We start from the raw sequence: 15,812 nt of genomic DNA, 5'->3' as shown, positions 1-15,812 counted from the left end.
GACGGCAAACCTCCTCGGCTTGCGAAGCACCCGCCTTTCCCTTACCAATCCGGTATTTAGCGGTTTCACACTTCGAGGATCGACGACATGCGCTTCACCGTGCTCGCCACATTCGCGGCGCTGATTACCTATGTGTGGTTCATGGTGAAGGTGGCGCGCGCCCGCAAACAGTTCGGCGTCGAGGCGCCAAAGGTTTCCGGCAATGCGAATTTCGAGCGGATCTTCCGCGTCCAGCAGAATACCGTCGAGCAACTGGTGCTCTTCCTGCCTTCCCTCTGGCTGTTCGGTTATTATACCTCGGATGCCCTCGCGGGCCTGCTCGGCCTGTGCTGGACGGCCGCGCGCGTGCTCTATGCCTCGGAATATTATGCCGACGCCAGGAAGCGTGGACCGGGCGCGGCTCTCACGACGCTGATCGGCATCGTGCTGCTCGTCGGCGGCACGATCGGCGCATTGCTGAAGATGTCTTGACTTTCGCGGGAGAGGGCAAGAAGGCGCGTATGCGTCCCCGGACTGCTGAAAAAGTCCGTATTGAGCGCAGTCCTCCCCTTCTCTGTCATGCCGGACTTTTTCCGGCACCCAGCAGCGCGATGTCCATCGCGCAAGAGACTCTTTTGCGATCACGGACTTGATCGCGCTGGATTCCGGCTCGAGGCCGGAATGACGACAGTGGATGCTGCAGCGCCGGATCACAAAGATCGGACCAACCAAGACTTCCGCAAGTAGTCCGGGGACGCATACACGCGCCCTCGCACTATTTCATTTGCCGACACCCTTGCCTACTTGCCGGAGGCGCATTCCTGGCAGAAGGGCGCGTAGGGCACTGCCGCGAGGCGCTGCTCGGAGATCGGCTGGCCACACTTGACGCATGTGCCGAAGGTGCCGTTCGCGATGCGGTCGAGCGCCGCGTCGATCGCCTTCAGCTCCTTCTCGCCGACGTCGCCGAACTCCTCAAGGACTTCGTCGTTTTCAGCCTCGATGGCCTGCTCCTCGCTATCCTGATCCCGTGGCCGGCCAAGATCGGTGTCGATCTTGTGCAGGCGGGCCAGGATTTCCTGCTGCCGATCCTTGAGGATCTTTTCGTATCTTGCGGTGTCCATCCCGGATGTTTCCTCAATGTCTATATTTTCTGTCTGTTCTCCCGCCGTTCAGCGGTCAACAAGAACCGAGCATTTTGCGTGACGGACGACGCGGTCGGCGGTGGCGCCGATGAAGTAGTTGGCGAGATCCGGAATATGCGAGGCGATAATGATGAGATCGGCGCCGTGCTCGCCGGCAGCGGCCAGGATTTCACGCGCCGGAGCGCCCGAACGGATCTCGACGCGGGCGTCGATTGCGGTCTTTTCCTTGAGCTCGACCAGCTTCGCCTTGCCGTCCTTGATCGCGCCTTCGATGACATCCACCGGCAGGTCGATTGCCAGATAGCCCGGCATGTCCTCGACCACCGTCAAAAGAATGATTTCACCACCGGCATCGAGCAGCGAAGCGGCCTTGCGCAGGATCTTCTCGCCCTTGTCGAGCTGTCCGCAATCCACCGGAACAATAATTTTCTTGTACATGACTTTCTCCTTTTATCTGCGACCGTCCCCGCCGCGTTTCCTCTCTTTGTCCGTACCATGGTTCGCCGGGCCTCTTCCCGCATTGATCAGGATCAATTTTGGGCACCTGATTAAAGCGAAGGACCGTCAACAATCATCGAACGATAAATCCACTTTATCCGGTCTTACGTGAACGATGCGACGTATTCATATTAGACCCAAGCAGAGATGAGGAAAAGGATCGGTCTGCACGGACGGGCGTGGCGCAAGAGATGCCGCAGCCGCTGGCCGAAAACAACAAGCGTCGCCGATCCCCAGGAGATATCCATGACAGACACAAATACGATCAACGTAACGCAGAGCTTCGCGCTGACGCGGCCGGTCCATGTGGGCCGCAGCCATCTGGTGGTGAGCGATCTCGACCGGGTGAAGCAGTTCTACGAAACCATGCTCGGCCTTCAGGTAATCGAGCAGACGGCAAGCGGAGCCGTGCTCGGCGCGGGCGGCAAGCCGCTCCTGATGCTGACGACCGCAGGCAATGTGCAGCGCGCCCCGCGCAACGCCGCCGGCCTGTTCCACACCGCCTTTCTGCTGCCCGACCGCAACGAACTCGGTCACTGGCTCGCCCATGCCGTCGCGCATGGCGTGCGCCTTGACGGCGCTTCCGACCATCTGGTGAGCGAGGCGATCTATCTCTCCGACCCCGAGGGTAACGGCATCGAGGTTTATGCCGACCGTCCCGTCGGGGACTGGACGTTCCTGTCGGATGGAACCGTCGAGATGGCGACGCTGCATCTCGACCTGCAGGGTCTCTATGACAACGCTCCGAAGACCCGGTGGGGTGGCATGACGGACAGGGCGGCAATCGGCCACATGCATCTGCAGGTCGGCAACATTCCGGAAGCCAACCGCTTCTACGAAGGCGTGCTCGGGCTGAAGAAGATGGCCGTCTATCCCGGCGCAAGCTTCTTCGGGGCCGGCACCTACCACCACCATGTCGCCGCCAACATCTGGAACAGCCGTGGCGCGACCAGCCGCGAGGGAGCCATGTCCGGCCTCTCGGACTACTCGCTGACCTTCAACGACAGGAAAGCGCTCGATACCGCGCTCGCCACGCTGGAAAGCCTCGAAATCCCGGTCACCCGCTCGGCCGAGGGGCATGTGCTGAAGGATCCGTGGGGCATCGGCCTGACGCTGACCGCAGCGGAATGACGAAACCTCCTGAAAGAAGCAGGATTTCGGGATTTCTCCCGCCAGCATATTCACTTTACACCGAGTTCGACACCCTTAACGCGTCTCGGGGTGCCTAGGCGATTCTTTAGCCAGCATTCATGCTTCTTGCGCACATAGGAGAATGCCTTGCAGGCATTCTCCTCAAGGCAACTCACGAAACACTGAATGTAATCGGTCTTCTGGAAGCGCTTGTAGTCTCCCCCCGGCAGGTCGACGTCTGAATAACTGGTAAAATCGGAAACAATGACATCTTTCGACTTGGACGACGTATAGGCAGCTAATGCGTCGCTGTTGCGGATCAACGCGACTACGTCGTATTTCAGGAAGCAAACGCTGTATTTGGTGTTATATGTGATGGCCTTGCATTGGGCATCGCTTTCGCAAGCAGCTTTGCAGCCGAGATACGAGATGTCCGGACGGTTAGTATAATCGAAACCGATGGCGTCATAGCCGCTCATCTCAAGCATCACTGGAGCCAATGCTTGTTGGGGCGCGTTACTTTTCCTGACGTCACTTAAGTCAGCGGGTACGCTGGCCTCCATATTACCGAAACACTGGATATAATAGACCGATGGCGAAAGTTTATCTGCGAGATCCGCAGTTGATGACGGTGGCTGGTCAACAGTGTGATCACCCGAGGTACCCGTTATGCTTTGAGACTGGAGAAAAAGCTCGGCCACCGATGCGCGAATGGCGAAATTGACATTCTGGGCTGTGATACCGATGGCGTCAGCAACTTGCTTGGACAAGGTGGCACTGGTTATGCCTATCAGCATACCATCCTTATCCACGACAGGGCCGCCAGAATTACCGGGCTGAATTGGGGTCGATATCTGTATATAGCGTGTATCGTTCTGCGGACCGGCAAGAGCATTCACGTTTCCGGTCGTGATCTTGATGGAATCAGACAGAAGGCCGGCGAGCGGATATCCTATGGCAACAATATCCTCCCCCAAGCGAACTGGCGCGCGGCGGAACTCCAACGGCATCAGCGGCTTTGTCGATGAGACTTGTATCAGCGCGAGGTCATTAACAGCATCCACCCTGGAAGCAGAGACCGTTCCCACGCCTTTCACATCCACCCGCTCGCAACCATCGATCACATGCGCATTCGTTAGAATCCAACCGTCCGATGTGACAGCAAAACCAGTTCCCGAAGATTTTACCCCTTCGGCTTGAACGCAACAAAAACAAGATACGAACATCAACGCAGCTATCGCCGAAAGCTTCACCATCGCCCTACCCTCATGGTGAAGGAAGACTAGACGCCCAGCGGGAGGGTTTTCAACCTCTTCTTGTAAAACGGCCTGAACGGCGAAGAATTCAGCCGGCTATCGACGGTGGCGGAGTGATGGCATCTGTCTGCTCACGGTCCTCACTCCTGGCCTGAGCCTTCGGCGCCATGAGGCAGATGGATTGCTGGCGGCCCCGGAGCGGTTCGGAACTCGTGATTTCCCACAGATCGTTCTCGTTTGCCGCCTCGACCACCTGGCCGGAGGCCAGAAGGGGCACGCAGAACTGCTTGGTTGCCTGCTCTATGCGTGCGGCGACGTTGACGGCATCGCCGATCACGGTGAACTCACGGCGTTCGTCATCGCCGACGATGCCACAATAGACCTTGCCCCGGTGAACGCCGATACCCACCGAGAAGCGATCCGCCGCCTCGACGGAAGCGTTGCGTTCATCAATCAAGCGGAGGATCTCGCGGGCGCAGTTCAGGCTTCTCGCGGCATCGTCTCCCGAGGGATGGGGCACGCCGAACACCAGCATGGCGCCATCGCCCACGAACTTGTCGATCACGCCCCCATGGGCGCGGGCGGCCCGCTGGACGATGGAGCGAAAGGAGCGAATGAGTTTCGTCACCGCCTTGGGATCGAGCCCTTCTGCCATATGGGTGGAGTTGCGGATATCGACGAAAAGGATCGCCACGATCTGCTTGCGCCCCTGCCGCCACTCGTCGCTTTCGGTCACCAGCGGTACGATTTCCGGCGGCAGGAAGCGTGACAGTTCGGAAGTGGCGTAAGCCTCCCGTCGGGCGCGCCGCAGCAACGAGCGGGAACGATACATCACCACCACCGACGCAAGGCCCGTAAGCACGATGAGGGAGAGGCGGGCAATCGATGGCAATGGCGAGAACAGCGACGCGACGCCGGCGGTAACGGCCGTCTTCTCGCTATCCTCCCAGGGAAGGACAAAAGCGACGAGTACGAGCGCGAGGAAAAACAGGAACGTGGACCAGATCTGGATCGCCGGCTGATAGCGCAGCGCGCCGACCGTAAGCAACAGCGGAATCGCCCAGGTTACGGGGGCAGCAAAGATCCAGTTGCCCGAAAGACCATGGAAGGTCAGCGACAGGTAGCAGACCGTTGCCAGCATGGCGGCATCCATGAAGGCGAATACATAACGCATCCAGGAACTGAATTTGCCGAGTCTGATCAGGAAGAGCGCCAGAAGACCGCTGAGTGACAAGGTTGCCAGCGACAGCACGGACGGGACCTGCCAGCGCGCCGGCCCACCCCCCAGGCCGAACAGCGGCTCGATGAAATGCGGCATCAGCAGTACCAGAGCACAGAAAAGTCTGAGAACCGCAAGCGCCCTCTCGGCCTCGATTTCCGCATCCGGGATCGACTTCAGCGTGGTCAGTCTTCGCGCCGGAGATTCCATCGGAAAGTTTCCTCGGAGGGTTCGTTCAGGAGCGCCGTTTCATATAGGAAATTCTTCGGTAAACGCCAGAGCGCATCTGCGCGGCTAGCGCAAGGGCCCTGCCTCCTTAAGAAGCCCGGCCCGCCGTCCTGCCTGTCCCGAATCCCGTAATACCCTTCGTTTCATAATACGCCTTTTTCTGCTCGTACATCAGCATATCGGCGCGCTTGACGACGGCTTCCATGGATTCGCCGGGTTCGCTCGTCGCGGCCCCCAGCGACATTCCGAGCGGTGCGGTGGAATAGAACTGGTTATTGATCTTCAGAAGCTCGTTGATGGTATCCACCATGGCGGCTGCAGCCTTGGCGTCAGCGCCCGGCATCAAGACCGCAAATTCGTCGCCGCCGATCCGTGCCGCATGGTTGGGCTGGGAGACCGCACCGTTCAGGATCTCGCCGAACCGGCGCAGCAGGGCGTCGCCGGCATCGTGGCCGAGCTGGTCGTTCGCCTCCTTCAGCCCGTTCAGGTCGATCATGATCACCGAAACCGGGCGAAGCGGCTTGCGCTCCAGCCGGTTGATCTCGTCGGCGTAGAAGGCGCGGTTGTAGAGCTTCGTCAGCACGTCGTGCTTGCCGAGATATTCGAGATAAGCCTCGGCCTTCTTGCGAGCGGTGATATCCGCCAACGCCACCTGCACGCGGGACCAGTCCTTCTCATGTCCGGGAAAGACGGCAAAATGCAGCAGGATATGCCGCTCGGACCCGTCCAGTGCGTAGTTGATGACCTCGCGATGATGGAAGAGATTGCCGTTCCACAGCTCCATGAGCTGCTCGCGGAAGGGCTTTTCCATCTCGTCGCGGAAGATCTCGTTGAGACGCTGCAGCAGTGTCTGCCTGTCTGGAGCACAGAACAGATCGAGCGTCGCCTGATTGACGTCGAGGACGCTGATCTCGCTCATGCACTGGCGCACGAATTCCGGATGTACATCCATGAAGGTCCGGAAGTCGGTGATACCACGTTCGCGGACTTCCTCTATCAGCGACCGGATGGAACTGAAATCCTCGACCCAAAGCGACACCGGCGAATGCTCGAAGATACCTTCGGCGTAACGTCTCTGGATGTTTTCCGCCCTCCGCGCCTCTTCCCGGACGGTCACGTCTTCCGTCGTCAGGAGCAGCTTGCCGAGTGTGGTCTCGTATCCCGGCATGACGGCACCGCGAAGCTGGATATCCAGCCGCTTGCCGGAAAGGGTGTAGTTCACCGTCGCGCTCGAGAAGGTCTGCTTTCCGTCGAAGAGGTCGGCCAACTCATTGATATGGGTCTCGAGCATGTCGTCACGGAACACCTTTGCAGTGTTTGCCCTGAGATGATCGAGGTCATCGGCCTCGAACAGATCGAGCGTCTTCCGGTTCACGTCGAGCACGCGGATTCGGCGGGAACATTCCGAAACCCGCGAGACCTCCTCCCGCAGAAAGGCTTTGATATCCGTTACCCCCTGCGCGCGCCAGATATCGAACAGGGCTTTCACCTCGCTGAAATCCTCGATCCACATGGCGATCGGTGCGAGGTTGAAAATATCGGAATCAAATGCCTCGGGCATTGAACCTCCTGGGATCGAGGTTGGAAAGCATGCCGCTGCGGACTTGTTCCCGGCGACACCCGCAGCTTTAGCACTCAATGGTAAACACATCTTAAGGGAAGCGGTAACGGGCGACATTGCCACGTATGCCCGAAACGGACCTCGACAATGTTCCGATGGCGTCGCCCTCTGCCTACTGCCGCACCGCTCCGGCCACTTCCGTCCCGTCGAACATGTCCAGCCGGACGAAGACGGCACCGCGGGCCTTGAGAGCCGCCACACCCCTTGCAACACCCGCGCCCGAGTCGCGCTCCGGGTGGTTGACGTGGGATATGATGACGTCGCCATCGCGGGCAGCGGCGATGCGTTTGGCAACGGCGCCCGCAGGCAGCGAGGCGCCCTGGTCGCCGTTCAACGAGAACCCGGCGATGCGGTAGCCCAGCCCTTCGATCGCGGTCACGGAAGCCGGGGTGTAACGCGCCGTCGCGCCCCGGAACCAGTGCGGCGCGGCAATGCCGTCCTTAACCATCCATTTTGCGCCCTCCTCGACCTCGCTTACCACCGCCTCCATCGATCCTGCGGTCGGAATGCCGTAGACGGTTCCGGGACGATCAATCGCCGGCACATGGTTCAGGCCATGGTTTTCAAGCTCGAAGAGGTCCGGCCGGCTCTTGAGCAAGGCCAGCGCCTCGGCGTTCCTGCGCAGCCAACGGGCGGTGACGAAGATCGTCGCCGGGATCTGTTCGTCCAGCAGCACCGAGAGGATGCGCATGTCGACATGGCCGGAACAGGCATCGAGTGTCAGCGCGACGTGGGGGGCTGCGTGGTTGCCGCTCCATGGCACATTGAGACGTGGCTCCAGCGTGCCCTTGACCTCGGCTCCCGCGACAGCCGGCGGAACGGAGGGATCCGAAGCCATGGCGCGCGGGGCGGCAAGACCGCAGGCGAGGCAGGCGCAAAAAGCGCGGCGGGACAGGAGCATTGATCGGCGCATGAACAAAAAACCACCAGGAAGGACGAGAATCGCGGCGTCGAGCGCTCGTCATGAAAGGTCGGGAATGCTTCTTCCCGGAGCAAGCCAAAATTGTGGCGGGAAACGACCAAAAGCCGAGACAAGATCCTGTCGAACACAGTTGCAGGGATGCCCAACCCGTCAAGAAATATGCGATCGGAAACAAGATTATCCCGAGCAAAAACAGGGTTTCGCGTCATTTTTCCGCCACTCGCAAAAATCGTGGCCACGAACATTTTTCATTTCTTCATTGCATTACGTACGAGAAGGCCTATATTGCCTTTATCGAAGATTGCTTGTGACTTTGTCTAAGTGCTACGGCGCACGGTCAGATTTCCGCTCAACATCGATCAAGCCGGACGAATATCTCCCCGGCGAACTATACGATTGAAAGGAAATCGTTATGAATACCGGCACCGTAAAGTGGTTCAACAGCACCAAGGGCTTCGGCTTTATTCAGCCTGACGAAGGCTCCACCGACGTTTTCGTTCACATCTCGGCCGTTGAACGGTCTGGGATGCGTGAACTGACCGAAGGTCAGAAGATCTCTTATGATATCGTGCGCGACAAGAAGTCGGGCAAGAACTCGGCAGACAACCTTCGCGCTGCCTGATTGTCATTCGCCCTCGCTGACCACGGATGTACTGGCAGCAGCAGAGCGACACGCTCCAGGGTTTGAGTGACGAGAAGAGGTCGGGTTTATTCCCGGCCTTTTTGTTTTGTCCCGATTCCGTCTTTCATACGCAAGAGATGCTGCAAACAGGCATCTGACGGTTACTGCATCACGTACGCGCCTGCCTCCACGAACTGGATCGGGGGCGGATTTATCGTGACACCCGAAACAGGATAAGGCCATGAACTCTACAAACCCCGCAATCGGCAATGTGGTCGTTCTCAAAGACGGCTCCTCCGGCAGGGGCAGGAACCGAACTCCTTGCCGGATCGTTGCCATATTGCCGTCAGACGGCGGTGAAAAGCAGTATCGTGTTCGTTTCGAGGCAGAAAATTTCGAGCGGCGTATCGTGCTTTCGGATATCGATACTCTGGCAACGGAATCAGTGCTTCCGCAAAAGCCGGCGGGAAACACCCAGGACGAGCCATGGCTCAAGCCTTCCGCCGTCCGCACCAGCCGCTGATCTTCGGCGGCATTTCTGATAACCATAGACCTTAACCGTAGAAGGCGGTCCAGTACCGCAGAAAGGAATTCAATTGCAGGTTCTCGTTCGGGACAACAATGTTGATCAGGCTCTTCGCGTTCTCAAGAAAAAGCTGCAGCGCGAAGGCGTATTTCGTGAAATGAAGGCGCGCAGCGCCTATGAAAAGCCTTCGGAAAAGCGCGCCCGCGAAAAGGCCGAGGCCATTCGCCGCCAGCGTAAGCTTGCCCGCAAGAAGATGCAGCGCGAAGGCCTCCTGCCTGCGCCGAAAAAGGCGGTTCGCCCGGCCCGCTGACCTATCTGCCCTGGAGAGCCGTGGGTCTCTACGGACCCAGGAAGGCGCTCTGACCGTTTGACTCTGCGCATCGTGTAATCCGGAAGCGATTGCCACTCTCGGGCCGATGCGCCAGGCTTTGCGCCCGCACCGCGGGCGCATGCCCCATCCTCGGAGGATCCCCCGTGACTGCAACCAAGGATAAGTTCTTCAAACCGGAACGAATGAACGCGGGCGACAAAGCACGCGCGACGGACAACACGGCCCGCCAGATCATCGAATCGGAAGCCACGGCCCGTGACAAGAAAACCGAGAAGCTGAGAGCGCTCCGCCTCGAACGGGAAGCGGTGGAAGGCCCTATGGAAAAATCCGGTCAGAAAGCCGGGAAAACGACCAAGAAGGCAACCACTGCGCGATAATACAGCCTGTTTGCTCGTTTCCATGATGAAAACGCTGGATTTCACTTTGAGACTTCCGCGCCTCATCGACGCCGCCAATGCCAACCCAGGCCGAGTGCGCGTCGAACAGCCCGCCGCCACGACATACATTCCGCGCGCCTGCCTGTCTCTGATCTCGAGATATTTCCCGTAGAGCATTTCAGATCGCGACAGTCTCGCATCCACTTTCCTATCTTCCCATTTTTTCCCCAATTCCGAACGCAAACCGGTTTACACGTTTGGCCGAATTGCTCGATAAACGGACAGATGATCGTCCTTCATCGCCATTCAGCCCATTCATCGGAAACCAGTTCGTCATGTCTCCAGTCCTCCGCCGGATCGTCTATGTCTGCGCCTTCGAGGGGCTTGCCCTCTTATCCAGCACGCTCATCTTCGCCATGCTCGGAAATGACGCCGCATCCTCCGGCATTGCGGCGATTGCCGCATCGGCGGTGGCTGTGTCGTGGAATTTCGTTTTCACCACGCTGTTCGAATGGTGGGAGGCCCGCAATCCGGTGAAGGGTAGAAGTCCGCGCCGCCGGGCCGCTCATGCGATCCTGTTCGAAGGTGGACTGGCGATCGTGCTGACCCCCGTCCTGTCCTGGACGCTCGGCATGCCGATAATGGAGGCCTTCGCCACCAATATCGGGCTGCTCGCCTTCTTCCTCGCCTATACCTACCTGTTCAATCTCGGCTTCGACAAGCTGTTCGGCCTGCCTGCCTCCGCCCAGCCGCAGGGCTGAACTGCCCTGCGGATCTGCGGAGTTTGCCGCGCTATCGCTTCGTCGAGACGAGGCAGAAATAGGCGCCCTGCGGGTCAACGCATTGCAGGATGAAGCTGCCTCCGGGCACTTCCTGCGGCCCGAAGATTATGGTGCCGCCGCCTGCCTTAACGCGCTCCAGCGCCGCATCAATACCATCGACATTGACGTAATAGCCCCAGAAGGGCGCTGACACCTCCGCGGGCTTGGTCATCATTCCGCCAATCGGGGTGCCCTCCTGGGCAAAGCACTGGTAGACGCCCATATCGCCCATGTCGACCGCCATATCCTTGGTCCAGCCGAACATCTTCGAATAGAAGGCGAAGGCCTCTTCGCCATTGCCGGCCATCAATTCGTGCCAACCGAAGGTGCCCTGCGTGCCGGTCGCCGGCGCTGGCGGCATGGGACCATCCGGCATGTTCGGCTTGAAAAGACTGAGCACCGCCCCTTGCGGATCGGCGACCACAGCGAAGCGGCCAATGCCCGGAATATCCTGCGGCTGGTGATGTACCGCGCCGCCATTATCGGCAAATTCCTTCGCCTTGGCGTCGACATCGTCGACCCAGACATAACCCGTCCAGTTGGGCGGGATGTTGCGCGCGGTAAATTCCGGCGTCAGTTCCATCACGCCGGCGACGCCCATCTCGAAGCCCGGCACGTTGAAGAGCGTGTAGGACATACCGGGCATGCCGCTGTCCTTCGCCGTCCAGCCCGTGACCTTCGAATAGAAGTCGGTCGCCGCCACCGGATCGGGCGTCATCAGTTCGTACCAGATAAACCCGCCTTGCATGGGAAAAATCCTCTCTCTTTTATTGAGCCCGATTGTGTCGCTCCGGGAATGCCCGGTCTCTCGACGGGAGGGTGTAAGCTAGCCTCGCCGCCTCATTTCGCTGGTCATGAAGGTCCTGAAGGTGCCATCCGGCTGGCGCACGCTGCCGGAAAACTGCCGGTGGTCATCGTCGATGAATTTGATGACGTCGTGATAAATCGCCGTCTTCGAGGGATCGTCGAAATCCGGTCCTTCGGCTTCGAGCGTCAGCGTTTTGCCGTCCGGCTCCAGCCAGCCCTTGTAGACCCAGAAGGTGTCCATCATCGAGCCGATCCAGGTGCCTACATAATGGCCGGCGCGGGGATCGTAGCCGAGCGTCATGACCACCGAACCCCTCTGGCCATCGGGCATGACGCCCCCGCCCTCGCAGACGAACCAGAGACCGCCGACCGCATGCACCTTCTCGGTCCATGCCTTTTCGGGATCGGAGGGATCGTAATTGCCGTCGCTGGTCGTGGAGGTCACGATCCAGTCACCGATCAGTTTTTCAAGGAAGCGGTGCTCCTCCCGAGGTTTTGATGTTTCCATGGCCGGCCCTCCCTGCCGGATGCATCAGTGGCAACAACTCGCCGCCTTCGGCTTCTCCTCGTATTCATCATGGCGGCGGACGAAATCCATCGTCGATCCTTCGTTGCGGCCCTTCGGCGCGCGGTCGAGGATCATCAGCGTACCGATCAGCTCTTCCGGGCCGCGCGCATAGCTGGAATAGGTATGGAAGACATTGCCGGCGGCATCCCGGTAAAAGCTTGAGAGACCCGGCAGTTCGTCATGCGCCTGTTCCGTCGGCGTTTCCGTGAAATTGTAGGTCACATGGCCTGATGCCAGTTCCTCCGGGGTGAAGGACACGTGGAAATCCCGGTTGAAATCATTGCTGAAGGCCGACACCCAGGGGAAGCGCCAACCCATGCGCCGCTTGTAGGCCTCGATCTTTTCGATCGGAGCGCGTGACACGCTGACCAGCGTTACATCGTGGTGGTTGAGATGCGGCAGCGAGCCATCGAGATGATCCGCCAGGAAAGAGCAGCCGGGACAGCCTGCCTCCCAATCGGGGCCGAGCATGAAATGGTAGACGATCAACTGGCTGCGTCCGTCGAACAGGCCCGCCAGCGTCTTCGGCCCTGAAGGCGTGTCGAAAACATACTCCTTTTCCACCTTCACCCAGGGCAAGGCGAGCCGCTCGGCATTTAGCCGATCGCGGGCGTGGGTGACCTCCTTTTCCTTCTGCAGGAGCGCACGGCGCGCCTCCAGCCATTCCTGACGGGATACGACTGAATGTTCCATTCCTTCCTCCTCCGAAGATCTGCACATTCTGCGGCTCGCACAAGGCTACACCTCACGCCAAGACCATCAACGCTCCACTCCCCGGATCGTTCCACCTTGACATTTACGTTGATATCAACATATTTATGACATGTCAAACCAGCCCTCGATTCCCTTCTCCACAACCATCCATGTTCGCGATACCTGCCTTTGTCTGCATGCGCAGCGGGCAGCCCGGGCGCTCGCGCGCCGTTTCGATATGGCCATGAAGGGGGTCGGACTGACGAACGGGCAATTCTCGCTGATGATGGCGCTCAATCGGCCAGAACCGCCGCCCATGGGGCCAGTGGCGCATCTGCTCGCCATGGACCGCACCACCCTCACTGCCGCCCTCAAGCCGCTCACCCGCCGAGGATGGGTCTTGATCGAAGCGGATCCAAGGGACAAACGCGGCAAGCGGCTGCGACTGACCGAAGAAGGCACCGCCATACTCTCGGCCGCCCTACCGATCTGGCGAGAAACACACGCAGCCGTCGAAGCCGAACTTTCCTCGGGCGACGCGGATGGGCTGAGGCAAGACCTGATGGAAATTTCGCGATAGCGGAATGGCGCGCGTCATCCCGATGCGGGCACTCTTCCCCTGCCCTCCAAGGTGAGGAGTTGAAGTCACCATGTTCCGGGAGAGTCATGGGACAGCCAGCGTGTCCTCGCGGCAGCCGCCTGACGTCAATCAGCAGCCCGACCCCGTTCTAAATCTAACGGCAGTCGCATCCCGATTGCGTTGTGACAGACCTGAGCGGCCTCGTCTAGCCCGTCACGGTATTACGAAACGCCCGCCTCTCTTAACTCCGCGCCCGGAATAGAACGAAGAAAGGCCGGCATGAAGCCGGCCTTCAGACTGCTGACAAACTCTTCACCGAAACCAACGCGATCAAGTCCTTGATCGAAAATACCTCTCTTGCGCGATGGACATCGCGCTGCTGGATGCCGGAACAGGCCCGGCATGACGGAATAGGATGCCTCGGCTTTCAATAACGACCTTTGTCAACAACCTGAAGGCCGGCGTGAAGCCGGCCTTTGGCGGTGGATCCGTTGGGATATTCCGATGTCCGCGAAAGGCGGACCCGGAAGAAAATCAGGCGACCGAGACCGGAACCTCGGTGGAGGTGCGCATGGCGTGGCTGTAAGGGCACACGATATGGGCGGCTGCTACCAGCTTTTCGGCAACTTCGTGCTCGATGCCGGGGATCTCGGCAGTGATCGCGACTTCAATGCCGAAGCCGGTGCCGTCTTCGCGCGGGCCGATGCCGACGCGGGTGGTGATCTTGGTGTCTTCGGAAATCTTCACCTTTTCCTTGCCGGCGACGAACTTCAGCGCGCCGAGGAAGCAGGCGGAATAACCGGCTGCGAAAAGCTGTTCGGGGTTCGTGCCGGTGGCGCCATCGCCGCCGAGTTCCTTCGGAACGGTCAGCGTGACGTCGAGTACGCCGTTGTCGCTCACTGCGTGGCCTGCGCGGCCACCGGTGGCGGATGCCTGTGCGGTATAGAGAATAGCCATTTCGTATGCTCCTTTTGCTGGTTTGACCGGCTAACCGGGTTGTGCGGGTTGGCGATGCGCATTATGTATCGTACAATTGAATTGTGCGCAACTATCTTTTTTCACATTGCTTCCGAAACCGGAATTGACGACAATTCCACTGCGCACGGATAAGGGGCTCGATCGGCCATGGACGACAAGGAACTAGAAAAAGAACTGAAGCTGGATCGGCAGATCTGCTTTGCGCTCTACGGTGCTGCGCACGCCTTCACGCGGGCCTACAAGCCGCTGCTTGAGCCGCTCGGCCTCACCTATCCGCAATATCTGGCAATGATGGCGCTGTGGGAGGAGGACGGCCTGCAGGTGAAGGCGCTCGGCGAACGCCTCGGTCTTGATTCAGGCACGCTTTCGCCGCTGCTCAAGCGACTGGAACAGGCGGGATACGTCACGCGGCAGCGCGACAAGGTCGACGAACGCCAAGTCTTCATCATGCTGACGGAAAGCGGCCGGACGATGAAGGCAAAGGCTGTCGGCGTCATGCGCGCCATCGGTCAGGCGACCGGCTGCACGATCTCAGAACTGGAAAGCCTGCGCGACAATCTGAAAATGCTGAAAAACCAGCTCGACGCGCTCTCTTGAGGAGAGCGCTCATTCCGCCTCCCCTCCCCTTGGACGGGGAGAGGAAGGATCACGGCACGCCTTGTACACCGATCTCCCGGACGGGAGAACGACGGCTTACTGCCAGACGAGAATGCGGGCCTTGTTCGGCACGCGGTCGTAGAGGTCGATGATGTCCTGGTTCATCAGGCGCACGCAGCCGGAAGAGACCGCCTTGCCTATGGAGTTCCATTCCGGCGAACCGTGCAGGCGGTAAAGCGTGTCCTGGCCGTTCTGGAAGATGTAGAGCGCGCGGGCGCCGAGCGGGTTCTTGAGGCCCGGCGGCATGCCGCCATTGGCGGCGGAATACTTGGCGAGCTCCGGCTGGCGGCCGATCATCTCATCCGGCGGGGTCCACTTCGGCCACTTCTGACGCCACTGGATGACGCCGGCGCCCTGCCATGCAAAGCCCTCACGGCCGATGCCGACGCCGTAGCGCATGGCGGTGCCGCCGGATTCCACCAGATAAAGGAAGCGCGAAGGCGTATCGACGACGATGGTGCCGGGCGGCTGGCCGGTCGGGTCGACGACGCGCTGGCGATAGTAGCGGGGATCGATCTTCTGGTAGGGCACGGCCGGGATGACGAAGTCGTTGTCGTAGATCTCGCCATACATGGTGTCGAGTTCGGCCGAACCCGCCTGCATGGGGGAACTCATTACGGGGCTGCCGGGGCCGCCGCGATAGCTCACGGCAAAACCGCCCGGAGTTACGACGGGGCGCGTGGAGGCGCAACCGGCCAGAAGGCTGGCTGCACCTAACCCTGATAACGACAGAAAGGAGCGGCGGGAAAAGCTGCGCGAAGACGACATGGGCAAGGGAACTTCCTATTCAGAGACGACGCGAAACAACCGCAGAGCAAGACGCTCGAACCCGGTTTGTTCCGACATATCATGCAAT

At 59.6% G+C, this 15,812-nt stretch carries 21 protein-coding genes; 10 read left to right on the top strand and 11 right to left on the bottom strand.

Annotation, left to right across the window (positions count from 1 at the left end; all coding sequences use genetic code 11):
• Nucleotides 1–87 precede the first annotated feature (87 nt).
• A complete protein-coding gene (locus H4I99_RS02110; RefSeq protein ID WP_163904158.1) occupies nt 88–471 on the top strand; it encodes an MAPEG family protein in 384 nt (127 codons plus the stop codon).
• A gap of 308 nt (nt 472–779) precedes the next feature.
• Here the strand turns inward: H4I99_RS02110 and H4I99_RS02105 are convergent, their stop codons facing one another.
• Together H4I99_RS02105 and H4I99_RS02100 are read right to left on the bottom strand one after the other, a co-directional pair.
• On the bottom strand, nt 780–1,100 hold the full coding sequence (locus H4I99_RS02105; protein WP_163904156.1) for a TraR/DksA family transcriptional regulator: 321 nt from the start codon (nt 1,098–1,100) through the stop codon (nt 780–782).
• Nucleotides 1,101–1,148: 48 nt separating this feature from the next.
• The gene (locus H4I99_RS02100; protein ID WP_163904155.1) at nt 1,149–1,559 is read right to left on the bottom strand and encodes a universal stress protein; all 411 of its coding nucleotides are present in this window, start codon (nt 1,557–1,559) and stop codon (nt 1,149–1,151) included.
• Nucleotides 1,560–1,865: 306 nt separating this feature from the next.
• Here H4I99_RS02100 and H4I99_RS02095 point away from each other — a divergent pair, with 306 nt between their 5' ends.
• On the top strand, nt 1,866–2,750 hold the full coding sequence (locus H4I99_RS02095; protein ID WP_163904153.1) for a VOC family protein: 885 nt from the start codon (nt 1,866–1,868) through the stop codon (nt 2,748–2,750).
• A 50-nt stretch (nt 2,751–2,800) separates the two neighbouring features.
• On the opposite strand, the gene H4I99_RS02090 is transcribed toward H4I99_RS02095, so the two are convergent.
• The 4 genes from H4I99_RS02090 to H4I99_RS02075 form a co-directional block, all read right to left on the bottom strand.
• A complete protein-coding gene (locus H4I99_RS02090) occupies nt 2,801–4,006 on the bottom strand; it encodes a trypsin-like peptidase domain-containing protein (protein WP_163904151.1) in 1,206 nt (401 codons plus the stop codon).
• 88 nt (nt 4,007–4,094) lie between these two features.
• Nucleotides 4,095–5,435 carry an adenylate/guanylate cyclase domain-containing protein gene (locus H4I99_RS02085; RefSeq protein WP_163904149.1) on the bottom strand — a complete coding sequence of 447 codons (1,341 nt, stop codon included), beginning with the start codon at nt 5,433–5,435 and terminating at the stop codon, nt 4,095–4,097.
• Between the two features lie 106 nt (nt 5,436–5,541).
• Complete coding sequence (locus H4I99_RS02080; protein WP_163904147.1) at nt 5,542–7,014, bottom strand: sensor domain-containing diguanylate cyclase; 1,473 nt, start codon at nt 7,012–7,014, stop codon at nt 5,542–5,544.
• Between the two features lie 172 nt (nt 7,015–7,186).
• On the bottom strand, nt 7,187–7,987 hold the full coding sequence (locus H4I99_RS02075; RefSeq protein WP_244624843.1) for a polysaccharide deacetylase family protein: 801 nt from the start codon (nt 7,985–7,987) through the stop codon (nt 7,187–7,189).
• Nucleotides 7,988–8,037: 50 nt separating this feature from the next.
• Between H4I99_RS02075 and H4I99_RS02070 the strand changes: the two genes are divergently transcribed.
• The 6 genes from H4I99_RS02070 (at nt 8,038) to H4I99_RS02045 (ending at nt 10,613) form a co-directional block, all read left to right on the top strand.
• A complete protein-coding gene (locus H4I99_RS02070; RefSeq protein WP_164490794.1) occupies nt 8,038–8,307 on the top strand; it encodes a hypothetical protein in 270 nt (89 codons plus the stop codon).
• 101 nt (nt 8,308–8,408) lie between these two features.
• Nucleotides 8,409–8,618, top strand: a complete 210-nt coding sequence (locus tag H4I99_RS02065) for a cold-shock protein (RefSeq protein ID WP_163904145.1) — start codon at nt 8,409–8,411, stop codon at nt 8,616–8,618.
• A gap of 241 nt (nt 8,619–8,859) precedes the next feature.
• Nucleotides 8,860–9,141, top strand: a complete 282-nt coding sequence (locus tag H4I99_RS24400; protein ID WP_244624842.1) for a cold-shock protein — start codon at nt 8,860–8,862, stop codon at nt 9,139–9,141.
• A gap of 73 nt (nt 9,142–9,214) precedes the next feature.
• Entirely contained in the window at nt 9,215–9,454 is a 240-nt protein-coding gene (rpsU, locus tag H4I99_RS02055) for a 30S ribosomal protein S21 (RefSeq protein ID WP_163904143.1), read from the top strand.
• A 164-nt stretch (nt 9,455–9,618) separates the two neighbouring features.
• Entirely contained in the window at nt 9,619–9,852 is a 234-nt protein-coding gene (locus tag H4I99_RS02050; protein ID WP_163904141.1) for a hypothetical protein, read from the top strand.
• A gap of 335 nt (nt 9,853–10,187) precedes the next feature.
• A complete protein-coding gene (locus H4I99_RS02045) occupies nt 10,188–10,613 on the top strand; it encodes a PACE efflux transporter (protein WP_163904139.1) in 426 nt (141 codons plus the stop codon).
• Nucleotides 10,614–10,644: 31 nt separating this feature from the next.
• Here the strand turns inward: H4I99_RS02045 and H4I99_RS02040 are convergent, their stop codons facing one another.
• The 3 genes from H4I99_RS02040 to H4I99_RS02030 form a co-directional block, all read right to left on the bottom strand.
• Entirely contained in the window at nt 10,645–11,430 is a 786-nt protein-coding gene (locus H4I99_RS02040) for a VOC family protein (RefSeq protein WP_425314354.1), read from the bottom strand.
• Nucleotides 11,431–11,499: 69 nt separating this feature from the next.
• Nucleotides 11,500–11,988: a DUF1579 domain-containing protein gene (locus H4I99_RS02035; RefSeq protein WP_163904135.1), complete on the bottom strand. Its 489-nt coding sequence runs from the start codon at nt 11,986–11,988 to the stop codon at nt 11,500–11,502.
• 24 nt (nt 11,989–12,012) lie between these two features.
• Nucleotides 12,013–12,741 (bottom strand): DUF899 domain-containing protein, encoded by a 729-nt coding sequence (locus tag H4I99_RS02030; RefSeq protein ID WP_163904133.1) that lies wholly within the window; start codon nt 12,739–12,741, stop codon nt 12,013–12,015.
• 130 nt (nt 12,742–12,871) lie between these two features.
• Here H4I99_RS02030 and H4I99_RS02025 point away from each other — a divergent pair, with 130 nt between their 5' ends.
• Nucleotides 12,872–13,321, top strand: a complete 450-nt coding sequence (locus tag H4I99_RS02025; RefSeq protein WP_163904131.1) for a MarR family winged helix-turn-helix transcriptional regulator — start codon at nt 12,872–12,874, stop codon at nt 13,319–13,321.
• Nucleotides 13,322–13,855: 534 nt separating this feature from the next.
• On the opposite strand, the gene H4I99_RS02020 is transcribed toward H4I99_RS02025, so the two are convergent.
• Nucleotides 13,856–14,278, bottom strand: coding sequence for an organic hydroperoxide resistance protein (locus tag H4I99_RS02020; protein ID WP_163904126.1), 423 nt, complete (start codon nt 14,276–14,278; stop codon nt 13,856–13,858).
• A gap of 168 nt (nt 14,279–14,446) precedes the next feature.
• Between H4I99_RS02020 and H4I99_RS02015 the strand changes: the two genes are divergently transcribed.
• On the top strand, nt 14,447–14,896 hold the full coding sequence (locus H4I99_RS02015; protein WP_163904125.1) for a MarR family winged helix-turn-helix transcriptional regulator: 450 nt from the start codon (nt 14,447–14,449) through the stop codon (nt 14,894–14,896).
• A gap of 96 nt (nt 14,897–14,992) precedes the next feature.
• On the opposite strand, the gene H4I99_RS02010 is transcribed toward H4I99_RS02015, so the two are convergent.
• The gene (locus tag H4I99_RS02010; protein ID WP_163904123.1) at nt 14,993–15,724 is read right to left on the bottom strand and encodes a L,D-transpeptidase; all 732 of its coding nucleotides are present in this window, start codon (nt 15,722–15,724) and stop codon (nt 14,993–14,995) included.
• Between the last annotated feature and the right edge of the window lie 88 nt (nt 15,725–15,812).

Source organism: Paenirhizobium daejeonense, assembly GCF_014280875.1.
Classification (GTDB): Bacteria; Pseudomonadota; Alphaproteobacteria; order Rhizobiales; family Rhizobiaceae; genus Allorhizobium; species Allorhizobium daejeonense.
Note: the sequence above shows the minus strand (reverse complement) of the source record. Positions and strands in the feature narration are given on the sequence as shown.

Excerpts from the sequence above, each read along its gene's own strand:
- H4I99_RS02110 (WP_163904158.1), top strand. The coding sequence starts at position 88 with ATGCGCTTCACCGTGCTCGCCACATTCGCGGCGCTGATTACCTATGTG.
- H4I99_RS02105 (WP_163904156.1), bottom strand. The coding sequence starts at position 1,100 with ATGGACACCGCAAGATACGAAAAGATCCTCAAGGATCGGCAGCAGGAA.
- H4I99_RS02100 (WP_163904155.1), bottom strand. The coding sequence starts at position 1,559 with ATGTACAAGAAAATTATTGTTCCGGTGGATTGCGGACAGCTCGACAAG.
- H4I99_RS02095 (WP_163904153.1), top strand. The coding sequence starts at position 1,866 with ATGACAGACACAAATACGATCAACGTAACGCAGAGCTTCGCGCTGACG.
- H4I99_RS02090 (WP_163904151.1), bottom strand. The coding sequence starts at position 4,006 with ATGGTGAAGCTTTCGGCGATAGCTGCGTTGATGTTCGTATCTTGTTTT.
- H4I99_RS02085 (WP_163904149.1), bottom strand. The coding sequence starts at position 5,435 with ATGGAATCTCCGGCGCGAAGACTGACCACGCTGAAGTCGATCCCGGAT.
- H4I99_RS02080 (WP_163904147.1), bottom strand. The coding sequence starts at position 7,014 with ATGCCCGAGGCATTTGATTCCGATATTTTCAACCTCGCACCGATCGCC.
- H4I99_RS02075 (WP_244624843.1), bottom strand. The coding sequence starts at position 7,987 with ATGCGCCGATCAATGCTCCTGTCCCGCCGCGCTTTTTGCGCCTGCCTC.
- H4I99_RS02070 (WP_164490794.1), top strand. The coding sequence starts at position 8,038 with ATGAAAGGTCGGGAATGCTTCTTCCCGGAGCAAGCCAAAATTGTGGCG.
- H4I99_RS02065 (WP_163904145.1), top strand. The coding sequence starts at position 8,409 with ATGAATACCGGCACCGTAAAGTGGTTCAACAGCACCAAGGGCTTCGGC.
- H4I99_RS24400 (WP_244624842.1), top strand. The coding sequence starts at position 8,860 with ATGAACTCTACAAACCCCGCAATCGGCAATGTGGTCGTTCTCAAAGAC.
- H4I99_RS02045 (WP_163904139.1), top strand. The coding sequence starts at position 10,188 with ATGTCTCCAGTCCTCCGCCGGATCGTCTATGTCTGCGCCTTCGAGGGG.
- H4I99_RS02035 (WP_163904135.1), bottom strand. The coding sequence starts at position 11,988 with ATGGAAACATCAAAACCTCGGGAGGAGCACCGCTTCCTTGAAAAACTG.
- H4I99_RS02030 (WP_163904133.1), bottom strand. The coding sequence starts at position 12,741 with ATGGAACATTCAGTCGTATCCCGTCAGGAATGGCTGGAGGCGCGCCGT.
- H4I99_RS02025 (WP_163904131.1), top strand. The coding sequence starts at position 12,872 with ATGTCAAACCAGCCCTCGATTCCCTTCTCCACAACCATCCATGTTCGC.
- H4I99_RS02020 (WP_163904126.1), bottom strand. The coding sequence starts at position 14,278 with ATGGCTATTCTCTATACCGCACAGGCATCCGCCACCGGTGGCCGCGCA.
- H4I99_RS02015 (WP_163904125.1), top strand. The coding sequence starts at position 14,447 with ATGGACGACAAGGAACTAGAAAAAGAACTGAAGCTGGATCGGCAGATC.
- H4I99_RS02010 (WP_163904123.1), bottom strand. The coding sequence starts at position 15,724 with ATGTCGTCTTCGCGCAGCTTTTCCCGCCGCTCCTTTCTGTCGTTATCA.